Origin of the sequence: Amycolatopsis roodepoortensis, from assembly GCF_024628825.1 — a bacterium.
In the GTDB taxonomy this organism is placed as follows: Bacteria; Actinomycetota; Actinomycetes; order Mycobacteriales; family Pseudonocardiaceae; genus Amycolatopsis; species Amycolatopsis roodepoortensis.
The window spans coordinates 5,468,071-5,484,744 of record NZ_CP102415.1 but is presented as its reverse complement, the minus strand read 5'-3'; the positions used below and the strand labels follow the sequence as shown (position 1 = coordinate 5,484,744).

The 16,674-nt window shown below is 69.0% G+C and carries 17 protein-coding genes; 8 read left to right on the top strand and 9 right to left on the bottom strand.

Annotation, left to right across the window (positions count from 1 at the left end):
- Positions 1 to 44: 44 nt before the first annotated feature.
- Both NQK81_RS26130 and NQK81_RS26125 read right to left on the bottom strand, forming a co-directional pair.
- Positions 45 to 650, bottom strand: a complete 606-nt coding sequence (locus NQK81_RS26130; RefSeq protein ID WP_257483607.1) for a PadR family transcriptional regulator — start codon at positions 648 to 650, stop codon at positions 45 to 47.
- A gap of 81 nt (positions 651 to 731) precedes the next feature.
- Complete coding sequence (locus NQK81_RS26125) at positions 732 to 2,378, bottom strand: TM0106 family RecB-like putative nuclease (protein WP_257483606.1); 1,647 nt, start codon at positions 2,376 to 2,378, stop codon at positions 732 to 734.
- Between the two features lie 90 nt (positions 2,379 to 2,468).
- On the opposite strand from NQK81_RS26125, the gene NQK81_RS26120 reads away from it, so the two are divergent.
- Complete coding sequence (locus tag NQK81_RS26120; protein WP_125679227.1) at positions 2,469 to 2,933, top strand: DUF6474 family protein; 465 nt, start codon at positions 2,469 to 2,471, stop codon at positions 2,931 to 2,933.
- Between the two features lie 52 nt (positions 2,934 to 2,985).
- Here the strand turns inward: NQK81_RS26120 and NQK81_RS26115 are convergent, their stop codons facing one another.
- The 4 genes from NQK81_RS26115 to NQK81_RS26100 are packed head-to-tail and all read right to left on the bottom strand — an operon-like array spanning position 2,986 to position 6,544.
- Positions 2,986 to 3,948: a glycine betaine ABC transporter substrate-binding protein gene (locus NQK81_RS26115; protein ID WP_257483605.1), complete on the bottom strand. Its 963-nt coding sequence runs from the start codon at positions 3,946 to 3,948 to the stop codon at positions 2,986 to 2,988.
- Between the two features lies 1 nt (position 3,949).
- Positions 3,950 to 4,729, bottom strand: a complete 780-nt coding sequence (locus tag NQK81_RS26110) for an ABC transporter permease (RefSeq protein ID WP_257483604.1) — start codon at positions 4,727 to 4,729, stop codon at positions 3,950 to 3,952.
- Positions 4,726 to 5,910, bottom strand: coding sequence for an ABC transporter ATP-binding protein (locus tag NQK81_RS26105; protein WP_371878812.1), 1,185 nt, complete (start codon positions 5,908 to 5,910; stop codon positions 4,726 to 4,728). The genes NQK81_RS26110 and NQK81_RS26105 overlap by 4 nt, the downstream gene beginning before the upstream one ends.
- Positions 5,897 to 6,544, bottom strand: coding sequence for an ABC transporter permease (locus NQK81_RS26100; protein WP_007030477.1), 648 nt, complete (start codon positions 6,542 to 6,544; stop codon positions 5,897 to 5,899). Before NQK81_RS26100 ends, NQK81_RS26105 begins: the two co-directional genes overlap by 14 nt.
- 290 nt (positions 6,545 to 6,834) lie before the next feature.
- Here NQK81_RS26100 and NQK81_RS26095 point away from each other — a divergent pair, with 290 nt between their 5' ends.
- From NQK81_RS26095 to NQK81_RS26080, 4 genes are all read left to right on the top strand, one after another.
- Positions 6,835 to 7,326 carry a hypothetical protein gene (locus tag NQK81_RS26095; RefSeq protein WP_257483603.1) on the top strand — a complete coding sequence of 164 codons (492 nt, stop codon included), beginning with the start codon at positions 6,835 to 6,837 and terminating at the stop codon, positions 7,324 to 7,326.
- A 70-nt stretch (positions 7,327 to 7,396) separates the two neighbouring features.
- Positions 7,397 to 8,158, top strand: a complete 762-nt coding sequence (locus tag NQK81_RS26090) for a YcnI family copper-binding membrane protein (protein ID WP_126732558.1) — start codon at positions 7,397 to 7,399, stop codon at positions 8,156 to 8,158.
- Complete coding sequence (locus NQK81_RS26085; RefSeq protein ID WP_257483602.1) at positions 8,159 to 8,722, top strand: copper resistance CopC family protein; 564 nt, start codon at positions 8,159 to 8,161, stop codon at positions 8,720 to 8,722.
- Positions 8,719 to 9,750: a CopD family protein gene (locus tag NQK81_RS26080; protein ID WP_257483601.1), complete on the top strand. Its 1,032-nt coding sequence runs from the start codon at positions 8,719 to 8,721 to the stop codon at positions 9,748 to 9,750. The genes NQK81_RS26085 and NQK81_RS26080 overlap by 4 nt, the downstream gene beginning before the upstream one ends.
- A 176-nt stretch (positions 9,751 to 9,926) precedes the next feature.
- Here NQK81_RS26080 and NQK81_RS26075 read toward each other — a convergent pair whose 3' ends face one another.
- The gene (locus NQK81_RS26075) at positions 9,927 to 10,493 is read right to left on the bottom strand and encodes a dihydrofolate reductase family protein (protein WP_257483600.1); all 567 of its coding nucleotides are present in this window, start codon (positions 10,491 to 10,493) and stop codon (positions 9,927 to 9,929) included.
- Between the two features lie 278 nt (positions 10,494 to 10,771).
- On the opposite strand from NQK81_RS26075, the gene NQK81_RS26070 reads away from it, so the two are divergent.
- Positions 10,772 to 12,781: a tetratricopeptide repeat protein gene (locus NQK81_RS26070; protein ID WP_257483599.1), complete on the top strand. Its 2,010-nt coding sequence runs from the start codon at positions 10,772 to 10,774 to the stop codon at positions 12,779 to 12,781.
- Positions 12,782 to 12,993: 212 nt separating this feature from the next.
- On the opposite strand, the gene NQK81_RS26065 is transcribed toward NQK81_RS26070, so the two are convergent.
- On the bottom strand, positions 12,994 to 13,929 hold the full coding sequence (locus NQK81_RS26065; RefSeq protein WP_371878811.1) for a phosphotransferase: 936 nt from the start codon (positions 13,927 to 13,929) through the stop codon (positions 12,994 to 12,996).
- Entirely contained in the window at positions 13,889 to 15,301 is a 1,413-nt protein-coding gene (locus NQK81_RS26060; RefSeq protein WP_034309368.1) for a helix-turn-helix transcriptional regulator, read from the bottom strand. Before NQK81_RS26060 ends, NQK81_RS26065 begins: the two co-directional genes overlap by 41 nt.
- 318 nt (positions 15,302 to 15,619) lie before the next feature.
- Between NQK81_RS26060 and NQK81_RS26055 the strand changes: the two genes are divergently transcribed.
- The gene (locus NQK81_RS26055) at positions 15,620 to 15,994 is read left to right on the top strand and encodes a hypothetical protein (RefSeq protein ID WP_126732592.1); all 375 of its coding nucleotides are present in this window, start codon (positions 15,620 to 15,622) and stop codon (positions 15,992 to 15,994) included.
- Positions 15,995 to 16,007: 13 nt separating this feature from the next.
- On the top strand, positions 16,008 to 16,418 hold the full coding sequence (locus NQK81_RS26050; RefSeq protein WP_257483598.1) for a hypothetical protein: 411 nt from the start codon (positions 16,008 to 16,010) through the stop codon (positions 16,416 to 16,418).
- The last annotated feature ends 256 nt before the right edge of the window (positions 16,419 to 16,674 follow it).

Genomic DNA, 16,674 nt, shown 5'->3' with positions numbered 1-16,674 from the left:
CCGCCCCGGCGGGGTGCTGCAACACCTCGCCGGGGCTCTTTCGGCTAGCCGGTGTTCCCCCTTTCGGCCAACAGGGCCCGCCATTCGGCGAGGCCGGGCATCGAGCCGGAAGTCAGTTCTCCGAGGATCGAGCGGACCCATTCGGCCTCCGCCACTCGGATCGCCAGGTGGTATTCGAGTTCGAGCAGCACCAGCCGCGGGATCTCCTCCAGGAGCCGCGCCAGTTCGGCCCGGGTCGAGGCGATGTCTTCGTCCAGCGCCGCCAGGCGCGTGCGGAACAGGGCGATCACCTCGTCCGGCCCGAGCCAGCCCAGCACTGACAGCCCGGCGACGAACTTCGGCTCCTCGGGCGCCAGTTCGGCCAGCAGTTCACGCAGCCAGTCGAGCATTTCGTCACGGCCGGCGTCGGTGATCCGGTACACCGTCCGCTCGGGGCGGGCACCGTCGCGACCGCTCTCGACAGCCTCGATGAAACCGTGTTTCCGCAGGTTGGCGACGACCGTGTAGAACGAGCCCCATTTGATCCCCATGTCGCGGTCCTTGCCGCGGCTCTTCAGGATCGAGGCCATTTCGTACGGATGCATCGGCCGCTCGTTCAGCGTGGACAGGATCGCCAGCGCCAGCAGATTCCCGACCTTGCGCCGCTTCACGTCGCCTCCTCGTGTACGAGTACTCGTCTACGAGTATCCGCAAGGACGCGGCTGAACGCAAGGTGCCCGGCTAACGGGTGATCAGAGGTCGTTCATGTACGGCACGGACGTCTGCGCGTGATCGGTCATCCAGTTCCGCAGCGCATACGTCGCGAGGACGTCGTCCTCGTTGTACCGCAGCAGGCGCTCCCGCTGGGCGGCATCCGGGATTCCGCCGTCCATGCCGACGGCGTCGCGGTACCACCTCATCGACGCCTCGCCGCCCGCTTCCGGGTCGCGCCAGGCGAATCCGGCGACCGGCGCGATCACCTTGAGCCCCTTGCCCTGCGAGCAGAGGAACTGGTCGGTGACGCTGCGGAAGAGATCGATCCACTCCTCGGAGTCCACAAAGGACGCGATCTCGGCCTTCTTCGGGACGCCGGGATACTCGCCGAACCGGTCGGCTGAGCCGAAGAGCCAGCGATTCTCGGCGAGCGCGTTGTAGCAGTAGGCGCGGAAGGTCAGGCCCGCGGCGAGCGTGCGCTCGCGGACTTCGGTGAACCAGGCCCAGAACTCGGCGAACGACCGGGCCTCGTCCGCGGTCGGCAGCGGCTCCCACGTCGCGAACGCGCGATAACCCTGCTCCATCCCGATGTCCGCGCCCGTCAGCAGCGAACCCCACAGGTACGCGCCGGAATCGCCGAAGCTCTCCATGTCGACGTCGATCTCGACGTCACCGCGCGGGACCTCGACGCGATCGACCTTGCGCACCATCGTGAGGTCGGCGAGCCAGGCGCGCGCGAGGATGATCGCGTCGGCGAACGTGCCGCCGGTCCAGTTCATCGGCGGCGGTTCGTCGGCCGGATCGAGCGCGGCCAGCTTGTCCACTGTGGACACCCCGGCGCGGCGCAGCTCCATCGCGTCCTCGCCGCGGACGACCAGGCTGACGTCGCGCGTTTCGGTGAGCACGACCTCGCACGTCGGCCACCACGGGCAACGACGGCATTCGAGGACGCGGGACGGCTCGGCGAGCGGCTCCTCGCCTTCGGCGGCGGCGGTCGCGATGGCGAGCCTGTCGGCGAAGCGGCTCTGATACTCCGTCAGCGCGCTTCGGCCGCCAGGCCAGGTGGCCGCGGACAGGTCGTGCCAGACGACGACGTCCGCGTCGAGCCCGATCACGCCACCGACGGCACGGTGACCTTCGTGCTTCCCGAGCGCTTCGAGCATCCGGTAGAGGTGCGCGAGCCGCATCTGGTCCCGCGGCTGCGAGCGGACCTTTCGCGCCGGATCGGGCATGCGGTTCGCCGGGTCGAGATCGGTCATCACCGTGGTCGGCGCGCCCGCGCCACGGTCGGTGATACGGTGCCGCACGACCAGCACCGGCACGTAGCCGTCGCCGGTGTGGACCAGGAGCTCGGAGCCGCCACGCCGGTGACCGGCGCGATCCACCGGGAGCAGCGCGCCCCAGATATAGCGCGCTTCGGCGGCGAAGGCCTCTTCGGTGAGCTGCACGCGCTCGGCGGCAGGGAGGTCTCGCGGGATCTTGACCCAGGTGGCGTCGGGCCCGGTCGCGTCCATGAGGCGTTGCACGATCGCCTCGCGATGCGCTGAAGCGTCGGCGATCCGCTGCTGCGCGGCGGGGTCGGGCGGGGCGAGCGGCACCTCGCTCATCGCCGGATCGTGTTCCAGGTGCACGCGACGCCGGCAGCGGCTCACCGCTCCCGCGTCCAGTAGCACCTCGTTACTCACAGACAACACTCTAGAAGGCGTCCGGCAAGCCGACATGCCCGCCACATCGGGGACCAGTAAGTTCGTCTGTGACACAGCGTGGGAGGTGCCATGGCGCGCAAGGCCAAAGCCGTCGAGGGCGAAGGCAGGTTTACCCCGAAGAAGGCGAAGAACGCCGTCGCGGTGGCCAAAGTGCTCGGACCGGCCGTACTGCCGGTGATCGCGCCGTACGCCGTTCGAGCGGCGGGTGCCGCGCGAGAGCTGTACGACCGTTATCAAGCGAAGAAGCTCGGCGTCGCCGTCGACCAGCTCGGCGAGTACAGCGGACGCGGTGCCGCGCTGCACGCGCGGATCGCGGGGCTGACGCAGGGGCTCGCGGAGCTGAAGAGGTCCGCGAAGGCGACCGACGCCGACGCGGCCTTCGCGAAGGACACGCAGGGGACGCTGGAGCAGCTTTCGGCGACCGTCCGCGCTTCGGAGCGGATGCCGGCCGCGCGCCGGAAGGCGGCGCACCGGGCCGTCGCCGGGGAGCTGGACCAGCTGGAGGGGAAGCTGCTGCACCGGCTGGGGATCTGACCTGCTCGTGAGTGGCTAGGACGGTTGGAACCGTCCTAGCCACTCACGAGGCCTACTTGATGAAACCCTTCTTCTTCATCCACTCGTAGGCGACCTCGCCCTGGTCACGACCGTCGACGTCGACCTGCTTGCACAGCTCGATCATCTGCTCGTTGTCGATGGCCGCGGCGACGGCTTCGAGCGGTCCCCGCAGTTCCGGGTGCTGCTTCAGGAATTCCGTCCGCAGTGTCGGCACGGCGTTGTACTGCGGGAACGCCTTCTTGTCGTCTTCGAGGACGCGAAGGTTGAGCCCGGCGATCCGGCCGTCGGTCGTGAAGATCTCGCCGATCGGGCAGGTCCCGCTCGCCACGGCCGAGTAGATCGTGCCGATGCCGAAGTTCTTGATCACCGGGTTCTGGAACCCGTACGCGCGCACGGCGGCGGGGAAACCGTCCTGGCGGCTGGTGAATTCGGTCTCCAGGCAGAACACGTTCTGGTCGGGCTTCTGCTTGAGGAACGCCGCCAGATCCGACGTCGTCTTCAGGTTGTTCGCCGCGCCGTAGGCCTCGGTGACCGCGAAGGCGTACTGGTCGTTGAGCGGCGAGTAGTTCAGCCAGGTGACGCCGAACTTCGCCTCGTCCGCCGCCTTCGTGGCTTCGTACTGGGCCTGTTCCCCGCCGGGGACGGGGAGTTCGTTGCCCTGGTAGTTGATCCAGCCGGTGCCGGTGTACTCCCACGTGACGTCGGTCTGGCCGGCGAGCAGCGCCTGCCGCGACGAGTTCGAGCCCTTGATGTCGGTCAGGTCGACGACGTCCGCGCCCGCCGCGGAAAGCGCCATCTCGGCCATGTAGCCCAGGATGATGTTCTCGGTGAAGTCCTTCGACCCCACCGTCACCTTGACGCCCTTGAGCGACTCGATGGGCTGGATCGAACCGGGTTCGATCTTGTACGGCAGCGCGGTGTTGACCTCGAGCCCGCACGCGGAAAGCGTGCCGCACAACAGGACCGCGCCGAACAGTGCTTTCAGACGTCGCATGTCAGCGCAGTCCCTTCGGTCCGAAGAACTGTTCCGCCACGGCGCCGAGCCAGTCCACCAGCAGCGCCAGTGCGACGGCGAGCACCGAGCCGGTGATCAGCACCTTCGTCAGGTTGAGCTTGTAGCCGGTGTCGATGAGCAGGCCGAAACCGCCGGCGTTCACGAACATGCCGAAGGTCGCCGTACCGACGGCCAGCACCAGCGACGTCCGCAGCCCGGCCAGGATCAGCGGGATGGCCAGCGGGAACTCCACCCGCCACAGCACGCCGGACGCCGACATGCCGATCCCGCGGCCGGCGTCGATCAGCGAGGGCTCGACCTGCTGCAGGCCGACCATCGTGTTCCGCAGCACCGGAAGCAGCGAGTAGAACGCCAGCGGCAGCGCCGCGACCCACAGCCCGCCGGTGGCGCCGGTGACGATGAACCACAGCACCAGCACCCCGAGCGCGGGCGCGGCCTGGCCGATGTTCGCGACCGCCAGGAAGACCGGCGCCGCCCATTTCGCCCACGGCCGCGTGACGAGCACGCCGAGCGGTACCGCCACGGCGACCACGATCGCGGTGACCACGACGGTCATCGCCAGATGGTCGCGCAGCGCGGCCAGCAGCCCGGCGGCGTTGAGGGTTTCCTTCTCCGTCGCGGTGAGATCACTGGCGAAGACCCAGATCAGCACCCCGGCGACGATCAGCAGCACCGCGGCGGGCTGGGCGAACAGCCGGACCCGTTCGGCGCCTCTCGACGAGGATTCGGTGGAGAAACCGGTATCGACGGCGGCCGTCATGCGGTCACACCTTCCGCCGGGCTGTCGTCGGAGTGCTCCTCGCGCAGCTGCTGGATCGTGGAGATGACCGTGTCGAGCTCGATCGTCCCGGCGTACTCGCCGCGCGCGCCGGTCACCGGGACGCTGCCGCCCTCGGCGAGCATGGCTTCGAGCGCGTCCTGCAGGGTCGACTGGAGACTGACGTAGTCGCGCAGCGGTTTGCCCGCGGTCGACAGCGAAGTCGCCTTGGTCAGCTCGCGGACGTGCACCCACCGCATCGGACGGCGGCGCTGGTCGAGCACCAGCACGAAGTGCTTGCGCTGCTGGGTCAGCTTCTCGCGCACCGAGGACGGCGATTCGCTCACCGTCGCCGTCAGCGCGTCCTGCTTCAGCTCGACGTCGCGGACCCGCAGCAGCGTCAGCTGCTTCAGCGAGGCGCCGGCGCCGACGAAACCGGCGACGGTGTCGTCGGCCGGGTTCGCGAGGATCGCGTCCGGGGTGTCGTACTGGAGGATCTTCGACTGGTTGCCGAGCACCGCGATCTTGTCGCCGAGCTTCACCGCCTCGTCGAAGTCGTGGGTGACGAAGACGATCGTCTTCTTCAGCTCGGTCTGCAGCCGCAGCAGCTCGTCCTGCAGGTTGCCGCGGGTGATCGGGTCGACCGCGCCGAACGGCTCGTCCATCAGGAGCACCGGCGGGTCCGCCGCGAGCGCCCGCGCGACACCGACCCGCTGCTGCTGCCCACCGGACAGCTGACGCGGGAACCGGTCACGGAAATCGGCCGGGTCCAGCCCGACCAGGTCCATCATCTCCTCGACCCGGTCGTTGACCTTCTTCTTGTCCCAGCCGAGCAGCCCCGGCACCACGGCGATGTTCTGCGCGACGGTGAAATGCGGGAACAGCCCGGCCTGCTGGATCGCGTAGCCGATGCGGCGGCGCAGGGTGTCGACGTCGAGCTTCAGCGCGTCGTCGCCGCCGATGGTGATCCGGCCCGACGTCGGCTCGATCAGCCGGTTGATCATGCGCATGGTCGTGGTCTTGCCGCAGCCGGACGGGCCGACGAAGACCACGATCTTGCCGGCGGGCACCACCATCGAGAAGTCGTCGACCGCGGGCTCACGGGTGCCGGGGTAGCGCTTCGTGACGTTCTCCAGCTCGATTTCGACGCCGGATACGGTTTCAGGAGACTCAGCCACGGACACCCCTAGAGACGGTCAAACGGTTGATCAGGACGTAAACGGCGTCGAGGACCAGTGCGAGGACGACCACGCCGAGCGTCCCGGTCAATGCCTGGTTGAGGGAGTTCGTGCTCCCCGCGTTGGTGAGGCCGGAGAAGACCTCCGAGCCGAGGCCCGGGCCCTTCGCGTAGGCCGCGATGACCGCGATGCCCATGAGCATCTGCGTCGCGACCCGCATCCCGGCGAGGATCGCGGGCCAGGCGAGCCGCAGCTCCACCCTGGTCAGCACGCCGAACCGGCTCATGCCGATCCCGCGCGCCGCGTCGCTGACCGCCGGATCAACGCCGCTCAGCCCGACGATCGTGTTCCGCACGATCGGCAGCAGCGCGTAGAGCACGAGCGCGATGACGGTGGTGTTCGCGCCGAGGCCGAACACGGGGATGAGAAGCCCCAGGAGGGCGAAGGAGGGGACGGTGAGGATCGTGCTCGCCAGCGCCGTGGCCACGGCCGATCCGATCGGGCTGCGGTAGACGGCGACGCCGATCACCACGCCGAGGACGGCGGCCAGGATCGTGCACTGCACGACCGCGCTGACATGGAGGAGCCCTTGGAGGGCGAGTCTGTCCCACCGATCCGAGATGTACTCGAAGAGATTCATCGCGTGCTGGTTCTCCCGCCGCCTCTGGGTGAGACTCCTCACCCATTCGGAGTAGCTGTATCGGGAGCCTGACTACCCAAAAGCCGCGCGGTCAAACCCCTGTTTACCGCCTTTTATCCCGCCAACCTGCCCGATCCGGCCTGATCGGGCAAACGCACACGCCGTCTTCCCCCTGCTCACCAGCCGGGAGGACATCGACCACCCGGACGTGCGTCGAATACCCTTCACCCGTGAGTAAAGGCAGCCATCACCGAAGCGCGTTACGCGCTGTACGTGGCGGCTTGCTGGGCGTGAGCTCCGCAGCGCTGGCCGTGACCGCTCACATGATCGGGGACGGCGATCTCCCCGATACGGCGATGACGTTGTTGCTCACCGTGCTGATCGGCTGGAACGCCGCCGCGCTCGCCGCGAAGGCCCGCGGTCCGATGGCCACCATCGTCGACCTCGGCGCCGGTCAGGTCGTGATGCACCTCGTGCTCAGCTCGCTGAGCACGCACGAACTCGTGCACGACGAACCGGCCCCGGTTTCGGGCGGTCTCGCGATGACCGTCGCGCACGTCGTCGCCACGCTGATCACCGCGTTACTGCTGGCCAAGGCCGACGGGCTGCTGCTCGGCGTCCTCGCCTGCCTGCGCGCGCTGGTCCCCTTCATCCTCAACGCGCTCCCGGTGCCCGCCGCGGTGGCGGCCCCGGTGCTCGCCCGTCCGGCCGGGCCGGGTCACCTCGTCGGTGTGGACCTCCGCCGGGTCCACGGCAGGCGCGGCCCACCGCTGTTCTCCTGAACCCCAGCTCATCCCCCCCAACCGGCGAGGTCCCCGAACCCGCCGACCCATTCACGTTCAGGAGTTCTTCGTGTCCAAGCACGTCTTCAAGCGCGCCGGTTTCCTGGCCGCCACCGTCGGGATCACCGGCCTGCTCTCGGCCGGGATCGCCTCGGCCCACGTCACCGCCAACGTCTACGGCCCCCAGCCGTCGAAGGGCGGCTACGGCTCGATCTTCTTCCGCGTCCCCAACGAGGAGAAGGACGCCGGCACCACCAAGGTCGAGATCACCCTCAAGCCCGAGTACGCGCTCAGCTCCGTGCGCGCCAAGCCGCTTCCCGGCTGGAAGGCCGAGGTCGTCAAGTCCAAGCTGCCCGCGCCGGTGACCACCGAATCCGGTACGCAGATCACCGAGGCCGTCACCAAGGTCTCCTGGACCGCCGAACCCGGCAACAAGATCGCCGCCGGGTCCACCGAGTTCCAGGAGTTCCAGATCAGCGCGGGCAAGTTCCCGACCAACGTCGACACGATCGAGTTCCCCGCCACCCAGACCTACGAGAACGGCAAGGTCGTCGAGTGGAACCAGCCGACCCCGGCCTCCGGTGAGGAACCCGAGCACCCCGCGCCGACGGTGAAGCTCGCCGAGAAGAGCGCCGACGGGCACGGCGGCGGCCACGGCACCGACACGAAGGCGGCTTCCGAGGAGGCCCACGCGTCCTCGTCGTCCGACAACACCGCCCGCTGGCTCGGCGGCGCGGGACTGGTCGTCGGCGCGCTCGGCCTCGGCGTCGGCGCCGGTGCCACCCTGCGCGCCCGCCGCGCCACCGCCGGCAACACCGAGGGAACCAAGTAGATGCGTAAAGCGATCGTCGCGCTGGCGATCACCGGGGTGGCGTGGCTCGCCACCGCCACCCCGGCGCTGGCGCACAACGTCCTGATCTCCTCGGACCCGGCGAAGGGCGCTTCGGTCGCCACCGGGCCCGCGAAGATCACGCTCACGTTCGACCAGTACGTCCAGAACGCGAACGTCAACCAGATCGCGGTCATCGGACCGGGCGGCGGCCAGTGGGCCGAAGGCCAGGTCGAGGTCCGCGACAGCGTCGTGACCGTGCCGCTCCGGCCGCTCGGCCCGGCGGGCGAGTACAAGATCGGCTATCGGATCCTGTCCGCGGACGGGCACGCCGTGACCGGTGAGGTGCCGTTCACCCTCACCGCCGCGGGCACCGGGACCCCGGCGAGCGCCGACGCCGCGCGCAGCAACGCGGGCCAGGCCGAGACCACCCCGGCGACCGGCGGCGAAGGCTCGTCCGGCGTGCCGATCTGGGTGTGGATCGCGGGCGCCGTCGTGTTGCTCGCCGTCGGGCTGACCGTCGCGCTGCGCACCGGCGCGGGTGACAAGGAGAAGAGCGGCTCATGACCCAGGCCGAGACCACCTCGCGAGCCCGCGTCGCCGTCCTGTTCTGCGTGGTGACGGCGGGAATCGTCGGCGCCCTGATCGGTGTCGCGCTGACGGCCACCGCCCCGGTCCCCGGGGTCGCGCAGGTCAGCGAGGTGGTCTCGGTCTCGATCCCGATCGTGCGGGTACTGCTGGACATCTCGGCGGTCGCCACGATCGGGCTGGCGCTGCTTTCGGTGCTGGTCGGCTACGACCGGCCGAAGCTCTCCGAGCCGATCATGCGGATCGCGCGGCCCGCGGGCGTCGCGGCGGCGCTGGTCTGGGCGACCACCGCGCTCGTCGCGCTGATCCTGCAGACCGCCGAATACCGCCCGGGTTCGAGCACGCTGTCGATGTCGGATGTCGGCAGCTACATCGCCGACGTCGGCGCCGGGAAGGCGCTGCTGATCGTCGCGGTGCTGGCCCTGCTGCACGCTGGGCTCGGCGTCCTCGCGCTGAAACACGGCGAGAAGGTACCCGCCGAGGTCCGCGTCGGGCTGGGCCTGTTCGCGCTGCTGCCGCTGCCGGTCACCGGGCACGCGTCGAACTGGAACTACCACGACTACACGATGATCTCGATGGAACTGCACGTGATGAGCGCAGTCGCCTGGACCGGCGGGCTCGGCGCGATGGCGGTGCTGCTCGTCGGGAACCGGACGCTGCTGGCGCACGCGCTGCCGCGGTTCTCCAAGCTGGCGACGCTGTGCCTGATCCTCGGCGCGGCGACGGGGCTGTTCAACGGGCTCATCGAGATCTCGCTCAACCCGTCGCTCGGCTTCTGGGAAGGCGTCTTCACCACGCCGTATGGGCAACTGGTGCTGCTGAAGTTGTTGTGCACCGCCGTGATCGCGGGCCTCGGCGCGTACACGCGCTGGAAGCTGATGCCGCGGATCATCCGGCACAACCGCACGGCGCTGGCCGCGTGGGCGACGCTGGAACTGACCGTGATGGGGCTCGCGTTCGGCTTCGCCGTCGTCCTCACGCGGGCCCCGGTGGTGCCGACGACCTAGGCGTAGTGACCTGAGAGGTGGCGTGTCGCGAAAGCCACTTTCGCAACCTTCAACGTTGCGAAAGTGGCTTTCGCAACGTCGGTGGGTGGGGGTGTGTCGCGAAAGCCACTTTCGGGACGTCTGGTGTCCCGAAAGTGGCTTTCGCGACATGATCACCGGAGCGCGTGCCCCGTCCCCTAGTTCTCCACCGCGTACCGCAGGATCACGACACCGTTCTCGAACGCGGTGGCCTCGATCGGCTTGAGGTCGCGCCGGTCCTCGAAGACGCGCGTCCCCTTGCCGCGGGTCACCGGGCAGACCATCATCCGGATCTCGTCGACGAGGCCCGCCTCCAGCAGCGACCGCATGAGGGTCAAGCTCCCCCAGAGCCAGATGTCCTTGCCCTCCTGTTCCTTGAGCTCGCGGACGGTGGCGGCCGGGTCGCGCGTCACGGTCGCGGCGGGGAAACCGCCCCAAGGGGCGTCCTCCAGTTCGGACGACGCGACGAACTTGGTGAGGTTGTTGAGCTTCTCGCCGTATTCACCCTGCTCTTCGGCGTGGGGCCAGTAGTCCTTGGTCATGGCGTAGGTGTTCGCGCCCAGGATCATCGTGTCGACCGAATCGATGAGCCCCATCACGCTCGCCTTGAACGCCGGCTCGGTCTTGTCGGAGAAGGGCTCCCCCGACACGAAGCTCAGGCCGCCGTCCTCCTCCGCGGCGATGTTGTCGACGGTGACCCACTGCTGAACGATGAGCTTGCGCATGTCCGTCCCTCCGGTTCGAGCGGCACTTCGGCCGCGATCGCCCCAGGGACGAAGCCGCCCGGCCCGTCTCGACATCGTGGCGCGATCTTTTTCCGGAGCTGTTACACACCTTGCTCCATCCGGCCGCATTTGCCCGGTTTCGCTGTCCTGTCCGGACCCGCACCGGGATGCTCTACGCGTTCGCTGGGGTTAACCCGAAGAGGGGAAGGTAGATGGGCGGCCCGTTGCCGGGTGAAAGTGAAGTCAGCACGCCACAGGTACCGCGCCAGCGATCGGCGGTGAAGCTCACCAGGCAGGTGAGTTCAGGGCCGCGACAGCTCCCGCCCGCCCCCGCGCATTTCACCAACCGCACGGCCGAGCTCGCGCTGCTCGAAAAGCTCCTGTCCCAGGACGGCACCGGCGGACCGGCGGTGCACCTGATCAGCGGTCAGGGCGGGATCGGGAAGACGGCGCTGGCCACCGCGTGGGCCCGGCACCTCGGCGACCGGTTCCCGGCCGGGCACCTCTGGGCGGATCTCGGTGGCTTCAGCACCAACGGCCCGCTCTCCGCGAGCGAAGCGCTCGGCCGGTTCCTCCGGGCCTTGGGGGTTCCGCCGGAAGGCCTGCCCGCGGACGTCGAGGAGCTCACCACCCTCTACCGCACGACGACCGCCGAGCGACCGTTGCTCGTGCTGCTCGACAACGCCGGTTCGACCGAACAGGTGCTTCCTCTGCTGCCCACCGGCGGCGAAAGCCTCGTGATCGTGACGTCGAGGCGCCGGCTGGGCAGGCTCCAGACCGAACATCGCGCGCGGCTGGTCGAGCTGGCCCCCTTCGGTTCCACGCACAGCGCCGAACTGCTGGGACGCGCCGTCGGCGAGGAGCGGGTCGGTGCCGAAGCCGCCCATGCGCGGGCCATCGCCGAGCTGTGCGGCGGCCTGCCGATCGCCCTCACCACGGTCAGCGCCAAGCTCGCGGGGCGGCCGAAGATGTCGCTGGAGAAGATCGCCACCGAGCTGGGGAAGGAATATCGTCGACTGGCCACGCTCTCGACGAAAGAAGCGCAATCGGTGGAAGCCAGCTTCAACCTCTCCTACGACGAACTCCCCTCGGACGCGGCCGCGCTGTACGCGGCGCTCGGCCTGCATCCCGGCCCCGACTTCGGTGTCGGCGTGGCCGCCGCGTCGATCGCCGTGCGCGAGGAGGTCGCCGAAGACCTGCTGGACCAGCTCGTCGACGTCGGCCTGCTGATCGACCGCGGCGACGACCGGTACACCTTCCACGACCTCGCGCGGCTGCACGCCAAGGAGAAGACCGCGGGCAACTCCTACGACCGCGACATCGCGATGCGCCGAATGCTCGAGTGGTACCTCTTCACGGCGTCGAAGACCACCGTCATGACGGTCCCCGACCAGGACCCGATCCCGTACCGGTACGAATACCGGCCGCCGACGCCGGTGTCGTTCGACTCCCCCGAAGAAGAACTCGCCTGGCTCGAACGGGAACGCGAGAACCTGATCGCCGCCGTCGAGACCGCCGAAACGTGGCAGCTGCCGGAACTCGGCTGGCAGCTCGCCGCCGCGATGTGGCCGCTCTTCCTGCTGCGCAAGCACTATCCGGACTTCCTGAAGGTGAGCCAGGCCGGCGTGCGGTGCGCGCGGGCGTGGGGCAACGCCTCCGCCGAGGCACTGATGCACAACCGCAGTGGCGCCGCCTGCCGCGGCAGCGGCCGGTACGACGAGGCCGTCGCGCATTACGAGGCTGGCCGCGAAGCCGCGCGGAAGGCCGGGGACGAGGTCGTCGAAATCCGGTCGGTGGAAGGGCTCGGCCTGGTCGCGCTGGCGCAGGGCAGGCTCGAAGACGCGGTGAAGTGGTTCACCGAGGACCACCGGCTGAGCGAGCGCCAGTCCCGCGCGCACGACGTCGGGCTCGCGCTGATCAACCTCGGCTCGACCCAGCTCAAGGCCGGGCGGCCGGAGCCCGCGATCGAGCACCTCACCCGCGCCCGCGAGGTACTGGCCGCCGATCCGTACAACGTGGCCCGCGCCCGGACCGACCTCGGCCGTGCCCTCACCGCGGCCGGGGATCTTGCGGCCGCGCGGACCGAACTCGAAGCGTCGCTCGCCACCATGGAGGCCAGCGGGTCAAGGTTCGAGGTCGCCAGGGCGCTGTCCGCTTTCGGCGAGATCGCCGAAGCGGAGGGGAACACCGACGAGGCCAGGCGGTTCTACGACCGGGCGTTGCCCATCCTCGTCGGCCTCGGCCGCCCGGAGGCTGACGCTCTGCGCACGCGGCTGGAGCAGCTCTGACCCGACGGCACCGATCGGTACCCGGCGACCGGGTGAACTCGCCGAGTCGAATGACGCAGCGTAGTTGCAAGTTGCACATTCGGGGGAGCATTGGGCCGGGAGAAGTGATTAGCCCGGGCGAATTCGTCACCGATTGATCGGCGAATTCGGACAAGCGACGAACGGTCATTCGCCGTCGGCGAATGCACGTGCAGATACCTTTCCCGGGTGAGTCACCGATACCGGTTCCAGCGCGCCCCGGTCCGCCCGTTCCGAAGATCGTTCAGCCGTTTCCGCAGTTCATCCCGCACGCTGGGATGACTGCGGAGAATCGGGAGGACACTCGTCGTGAGCTTCAGTTCACGGATGGCACGCAGTACCGAGAACCCGGACCAGGTGGTCACGTCGAATCCGTATCGCCGCGCGAACGCGCGATAGCGGGCGGGTGGATCACCGAACCGTTCCCGGCCGACGGCGAGCGGCGTCAGATCCCATTCCGGCGGCCCGACACAGGAGGAATCGAAATCGCACAGCACCGGCCCGTCCGGTCCCGGGATCACATTCCCGGTGTGCGCGTCCCCGTGGACGAGGCCGCGGGGCAGGGGGAAGTCGAGGTTCGCGAGCTCGGCTTCGAGCTCGGCACAGCGTTCGAGCAGGAACCGCCGGTCGCCGTCGGCCAGCTCCTCCGCGTCCGAAACGCGGGCACGGACCGCGGCGAACGGCGCCCATTCGGCGAGCCCTTCCGGCGGTTCGAGCGCGTGGACCCGGCGCAGCAGCTCGGCGAGGTCGGCAGCCTTCGCCTTCCGGCCGGTCGCCGGCACCTTCCACCAGACCGTCACGAGATGTTCGCCGACCGGCAGCGGCTGGTCGAGGCCGGAAACGAGGCGGATGGCGGGCACGTCGTGCCGTTCGAAATGCCGCGCGACCCGCACGACCGTGCCGACGCGATGCCGCAGCCGGGTGGAACCGACGATCCGGACGATGAACGGTGCGCTCGCCAGCTCGTAGACGGCGTTGTTGGTGAACCTCAGCAGGCGGGCGCCTTCGGGGTCCACGCCCAGCAGATCGCACGTCCGCCCGAGGGCGTCGCGCAGGATGGCGGGCGTGAACCGGCCCGGGCCGATCGGCTCAGGCTGCGTAGAAGGAGTTGAGGCGGTCGGCGAGGTCACGGGCGTCGGCGTTGTTCCGGCGGCGTTCCGCCTCGACCTGCAACGGCCGCATCCGGTCCTTCACCCGCTCCGACTTGATGCCCTCGGCGCAGTCGATGGCCTTCGAGCCCACCTTCGCGCCGTGGTCGAGATCGCCTTCGAGCAGGTGGTTCGTGGCCAGGGCGCTGAGCATGAACGTCTTGCTGCGGGCCATGTCGTCGGTGTAGGACTCGACGGCCTTGGTGAGCGCCGGGATGGCGTACTTCGTGTGCTCGGCGTTCTTCTCGGCGAGCACGGTGTGGACCGTGCCGATCATGGCGTAGACGTCGGTCTCGGTGAAGAACTTGACCCAGGACTCGGCCTCGGCCAGATCGGCGCGGGCGAACTCGTCCTTGCTCCGGCCGAGCAGCTTCGTGGCCTGCTCCTCGTTGCCCATCATCGCGTAGGCCCAGGCCTCGTTGGCGCAGAGCACGGCGACCGCCAGCTCGGAGCCCGATTCCTGGGCGGCGATCTGGCCGAGCTGGAACAGCTTCAGCGCGTCGTTGGGGGCGTCGTTGTGCAGGTAGACCCGGCCCATCCGGTAGAGGACGTTGGCGACCAGCGGGTGGCTGTCGCCCTGTTTGGCCAGGTCCAGCGCGTTCGCGAAGTGACCGCGGGCGGAATCCATGAGGCCGGTGTCGAAGGAGGTCCAGCCCGCGAGGCTGTGCAGGTCGGCGAGGGCGACGTACAGCCTGCTCTTGACCATCTCGGTGCCGTTGGACTCGAGCATCTGCTGTCCCCAGGACAGCTGGGCGACCACGGCGTCGCGGCAGAAACCGCCGCCGTACTGGTAGTCGAGGGACCGGAGCGCTCTGGTCGCGGCTTCCACCTGGCGGACGTCGGTCATGCCGATCCGCCCGGGGGCGGGCGTCTTCGCGGGCCCCGCCGACCACGTACCCGATTCCGGACCGAACACCGCCGCGCCCATCGTGACCTGGGCGGCGTGCGCGAGGAACCTCCGTCGCTTCACGGACTCGTCCTCCTCCGCCTGCTGGCCGTCGGCAGCGCCGACGACCTTTATCGCTGTCGCCTCGTCATAGGCGAGACCCATGTATCCACGGGGGACACCAAGGCCGTCAGCGATGCGGGTGAGCACGTCGTACGCCATCACCTGGCGACCCTTGAGGATCTCGGACACCTCGGACTGCGACTGGCCGGTCATCGCGGCGATCTGGCGCTGCGAAACACCGTGCTTGCGCAACAGCCGGTACACCGACGAGATCTCCCGTGTGGCCAGTGCGGCTCGCATCTCCGGCTGCTCCCAGGCATCCGGTGGCACGGGGTGACTCTGGCGACCCGAACCGCTTGCAGCGTCCGAGCCGGCGACAGCGCCGCCACCGATACTGGCGTCCATTGCGCCCCCTCACAGTTCCGTTGGGGTCGAGAAACAGCGTAGGCACACCTATTCAACCGTGCGAAACACCGGATCGCCCGTCGTGATCGGCCCGGCAGAAGTCGTTTGACCGCTTACCGTGAAACCCCGTCCGGTCACCGCTATGACGGCGGTTCGACCTTCTATCGCACTCGGTTTCACATCACTGTAGTTGTCAGATCTCCGTGACCGACCGGCCACCGGCAGCGATCACAGAGAGCTACCAAGTCTCCGAACCCCCTAAAGGTGCGGACACGCGGATACGAAGACGACGTGGAACGAGAGAGCGGAGAAGAGCCAGTGGAGTTCGTGGACTCGATCGCAACAGGCTCCATCACCGCGGGACGGCCCGGTATGGCCACGCGCCACCTGCGTGCGGCTGGCCCCGCCGGTCAACAGACGGTCGCCGTCGCCCCCGGCGCCGGCCGTCCGGTCTCCCCTTCCGCACCGGTCGACCCTCGTACCGCGAGTGTGCGCCGTTACGAAGGCGGACAGCTGGTCTGGCGCGTGCAGTGCGGCGATCTCATCAGCCGTGAACGCGCCGTCACCGTGTTCGTCGAAGACAACCAGGTGGTTCTCGTCTCGCCGCCGGGAGAGACCGCGCGCCTGACGTCCGGCCAGCTCGGCCAGCTCAGGGCAGCGCTCAACGAAGCCGCCAAGATGGCGGAAAGGTAACGGTGAGTTCTCCGTGGATCAGGTCCTAGGGCAAGTCCTCCGCAACGCGGTTTGGGAACGCCTCGACATGCTCTCCGATCTCGCGAACCGGGCGGACGCCCAGTCGCTCGTCTCGGTCGCCCGCTCGGAGCTCCCCCGCCTGACCGAAGGCTGGCGCGCGATGCTCCTGGCGCACGAGCCCGACGAGCGCGGGGACTGCCCCACCTGCTCGACCCGCTGGCACAGGTGCAAGGCCCCCTGCTCGGTATGGCAGGTCGCGCACGAGCACCTGGTCGCCGGCGGTCTCGCGCCCCAGCAGACCGCGGCCTCCCAGGACCACCGGCGCGAAGCCCGCCGCCGCGTTCCCGGGCAGAGCCGGGTGAGCGCGGCCGAAACCACCGGCAGGCACGCGCTGGTCAACCCGCGTCGTCCCATCACGGCTTGAAAGACCGGCGAGTGAACGGCGGTCCGAGCGCCCCCTCGGCAACCACGCCACGATCTCGCCTTCGCCGGCGGCGGTTCGCGCGTACCCCCGAACGTGACGAGCCGCTCTCGGTAATCACTCCGGTCCCCACCGCGATTAATCGAAAATTATCGGCAGAACACCTAGCGAAGGTAGTAATCGGTCGCTAGGTTGATGATCACAAACGCAGCGCGATACCTGCCCCGGAGCGCGCTGCCATCCCCCGAACCCCGCGGGC

Excerpts from the sequence above, each read along its gene's own strand:
- NQK81_RS26075 (WP_257483600.1), bottom strand. The coding sequence starts at position 10,493 with ATGCGCAAGCTCATCGTTCAGCAGTGGGTCACCGTCGACAACATCGCC.
- NQK81_RS26120 (WP_125679227.1), top strand. The coding sequence starts at position 2,469 with ATGGCGCGCAAGGCCAAAGCCGTCGAGGGCGAAGGCAGGTTTACCCCG.
- NQK81_RS26085 (WP_257483602.1), top strand. The coding sequence starts at position 8,159 with ATGCGTAAAGCGATCGTCGCGCTGGCGATCACCGGGGTGGCGTGGCTC.
- NQK81_RS26060 (WP_034309368.1), bottom strand. The coding sequence starts at position 15,301 with ATGGACGCCAGTATCGGTGGCGGCGCTGTCGCCGGCTCGGACGCTGCA.
- NQK81_RS26110 (WP_257483604.1), bottom strand. The coding sequence starts at position 4,729 with ATGACGGCCGCCGTCGATACCGGTTTCTCCACCGAATCCTCGTCGAGA.
- NQK81_RS26100 (WP_007030477.1), bottom strand. The coding sequence starts at position 6,544 with ATGAATCTCTTCGAGTACATCTCGGATCGGTGGGACAGACTCGCCCTC.
- NQK81_RS26115 (WP_257483605.1), bottom strand. The coding sequence starts at position 3,948 with ATGCGACGTCTGAAAGCACTGTTCGGCGCGGTCCTGTTGTGCGGCACG.
- NQK81_RS26080 (WP_257483601.1), top strand. The coding sequence starts at position 8,719 with ATGACCCAGGCCGAGACCACCTCGCGAGCCCGCGTCGCCGTCCTGTTC.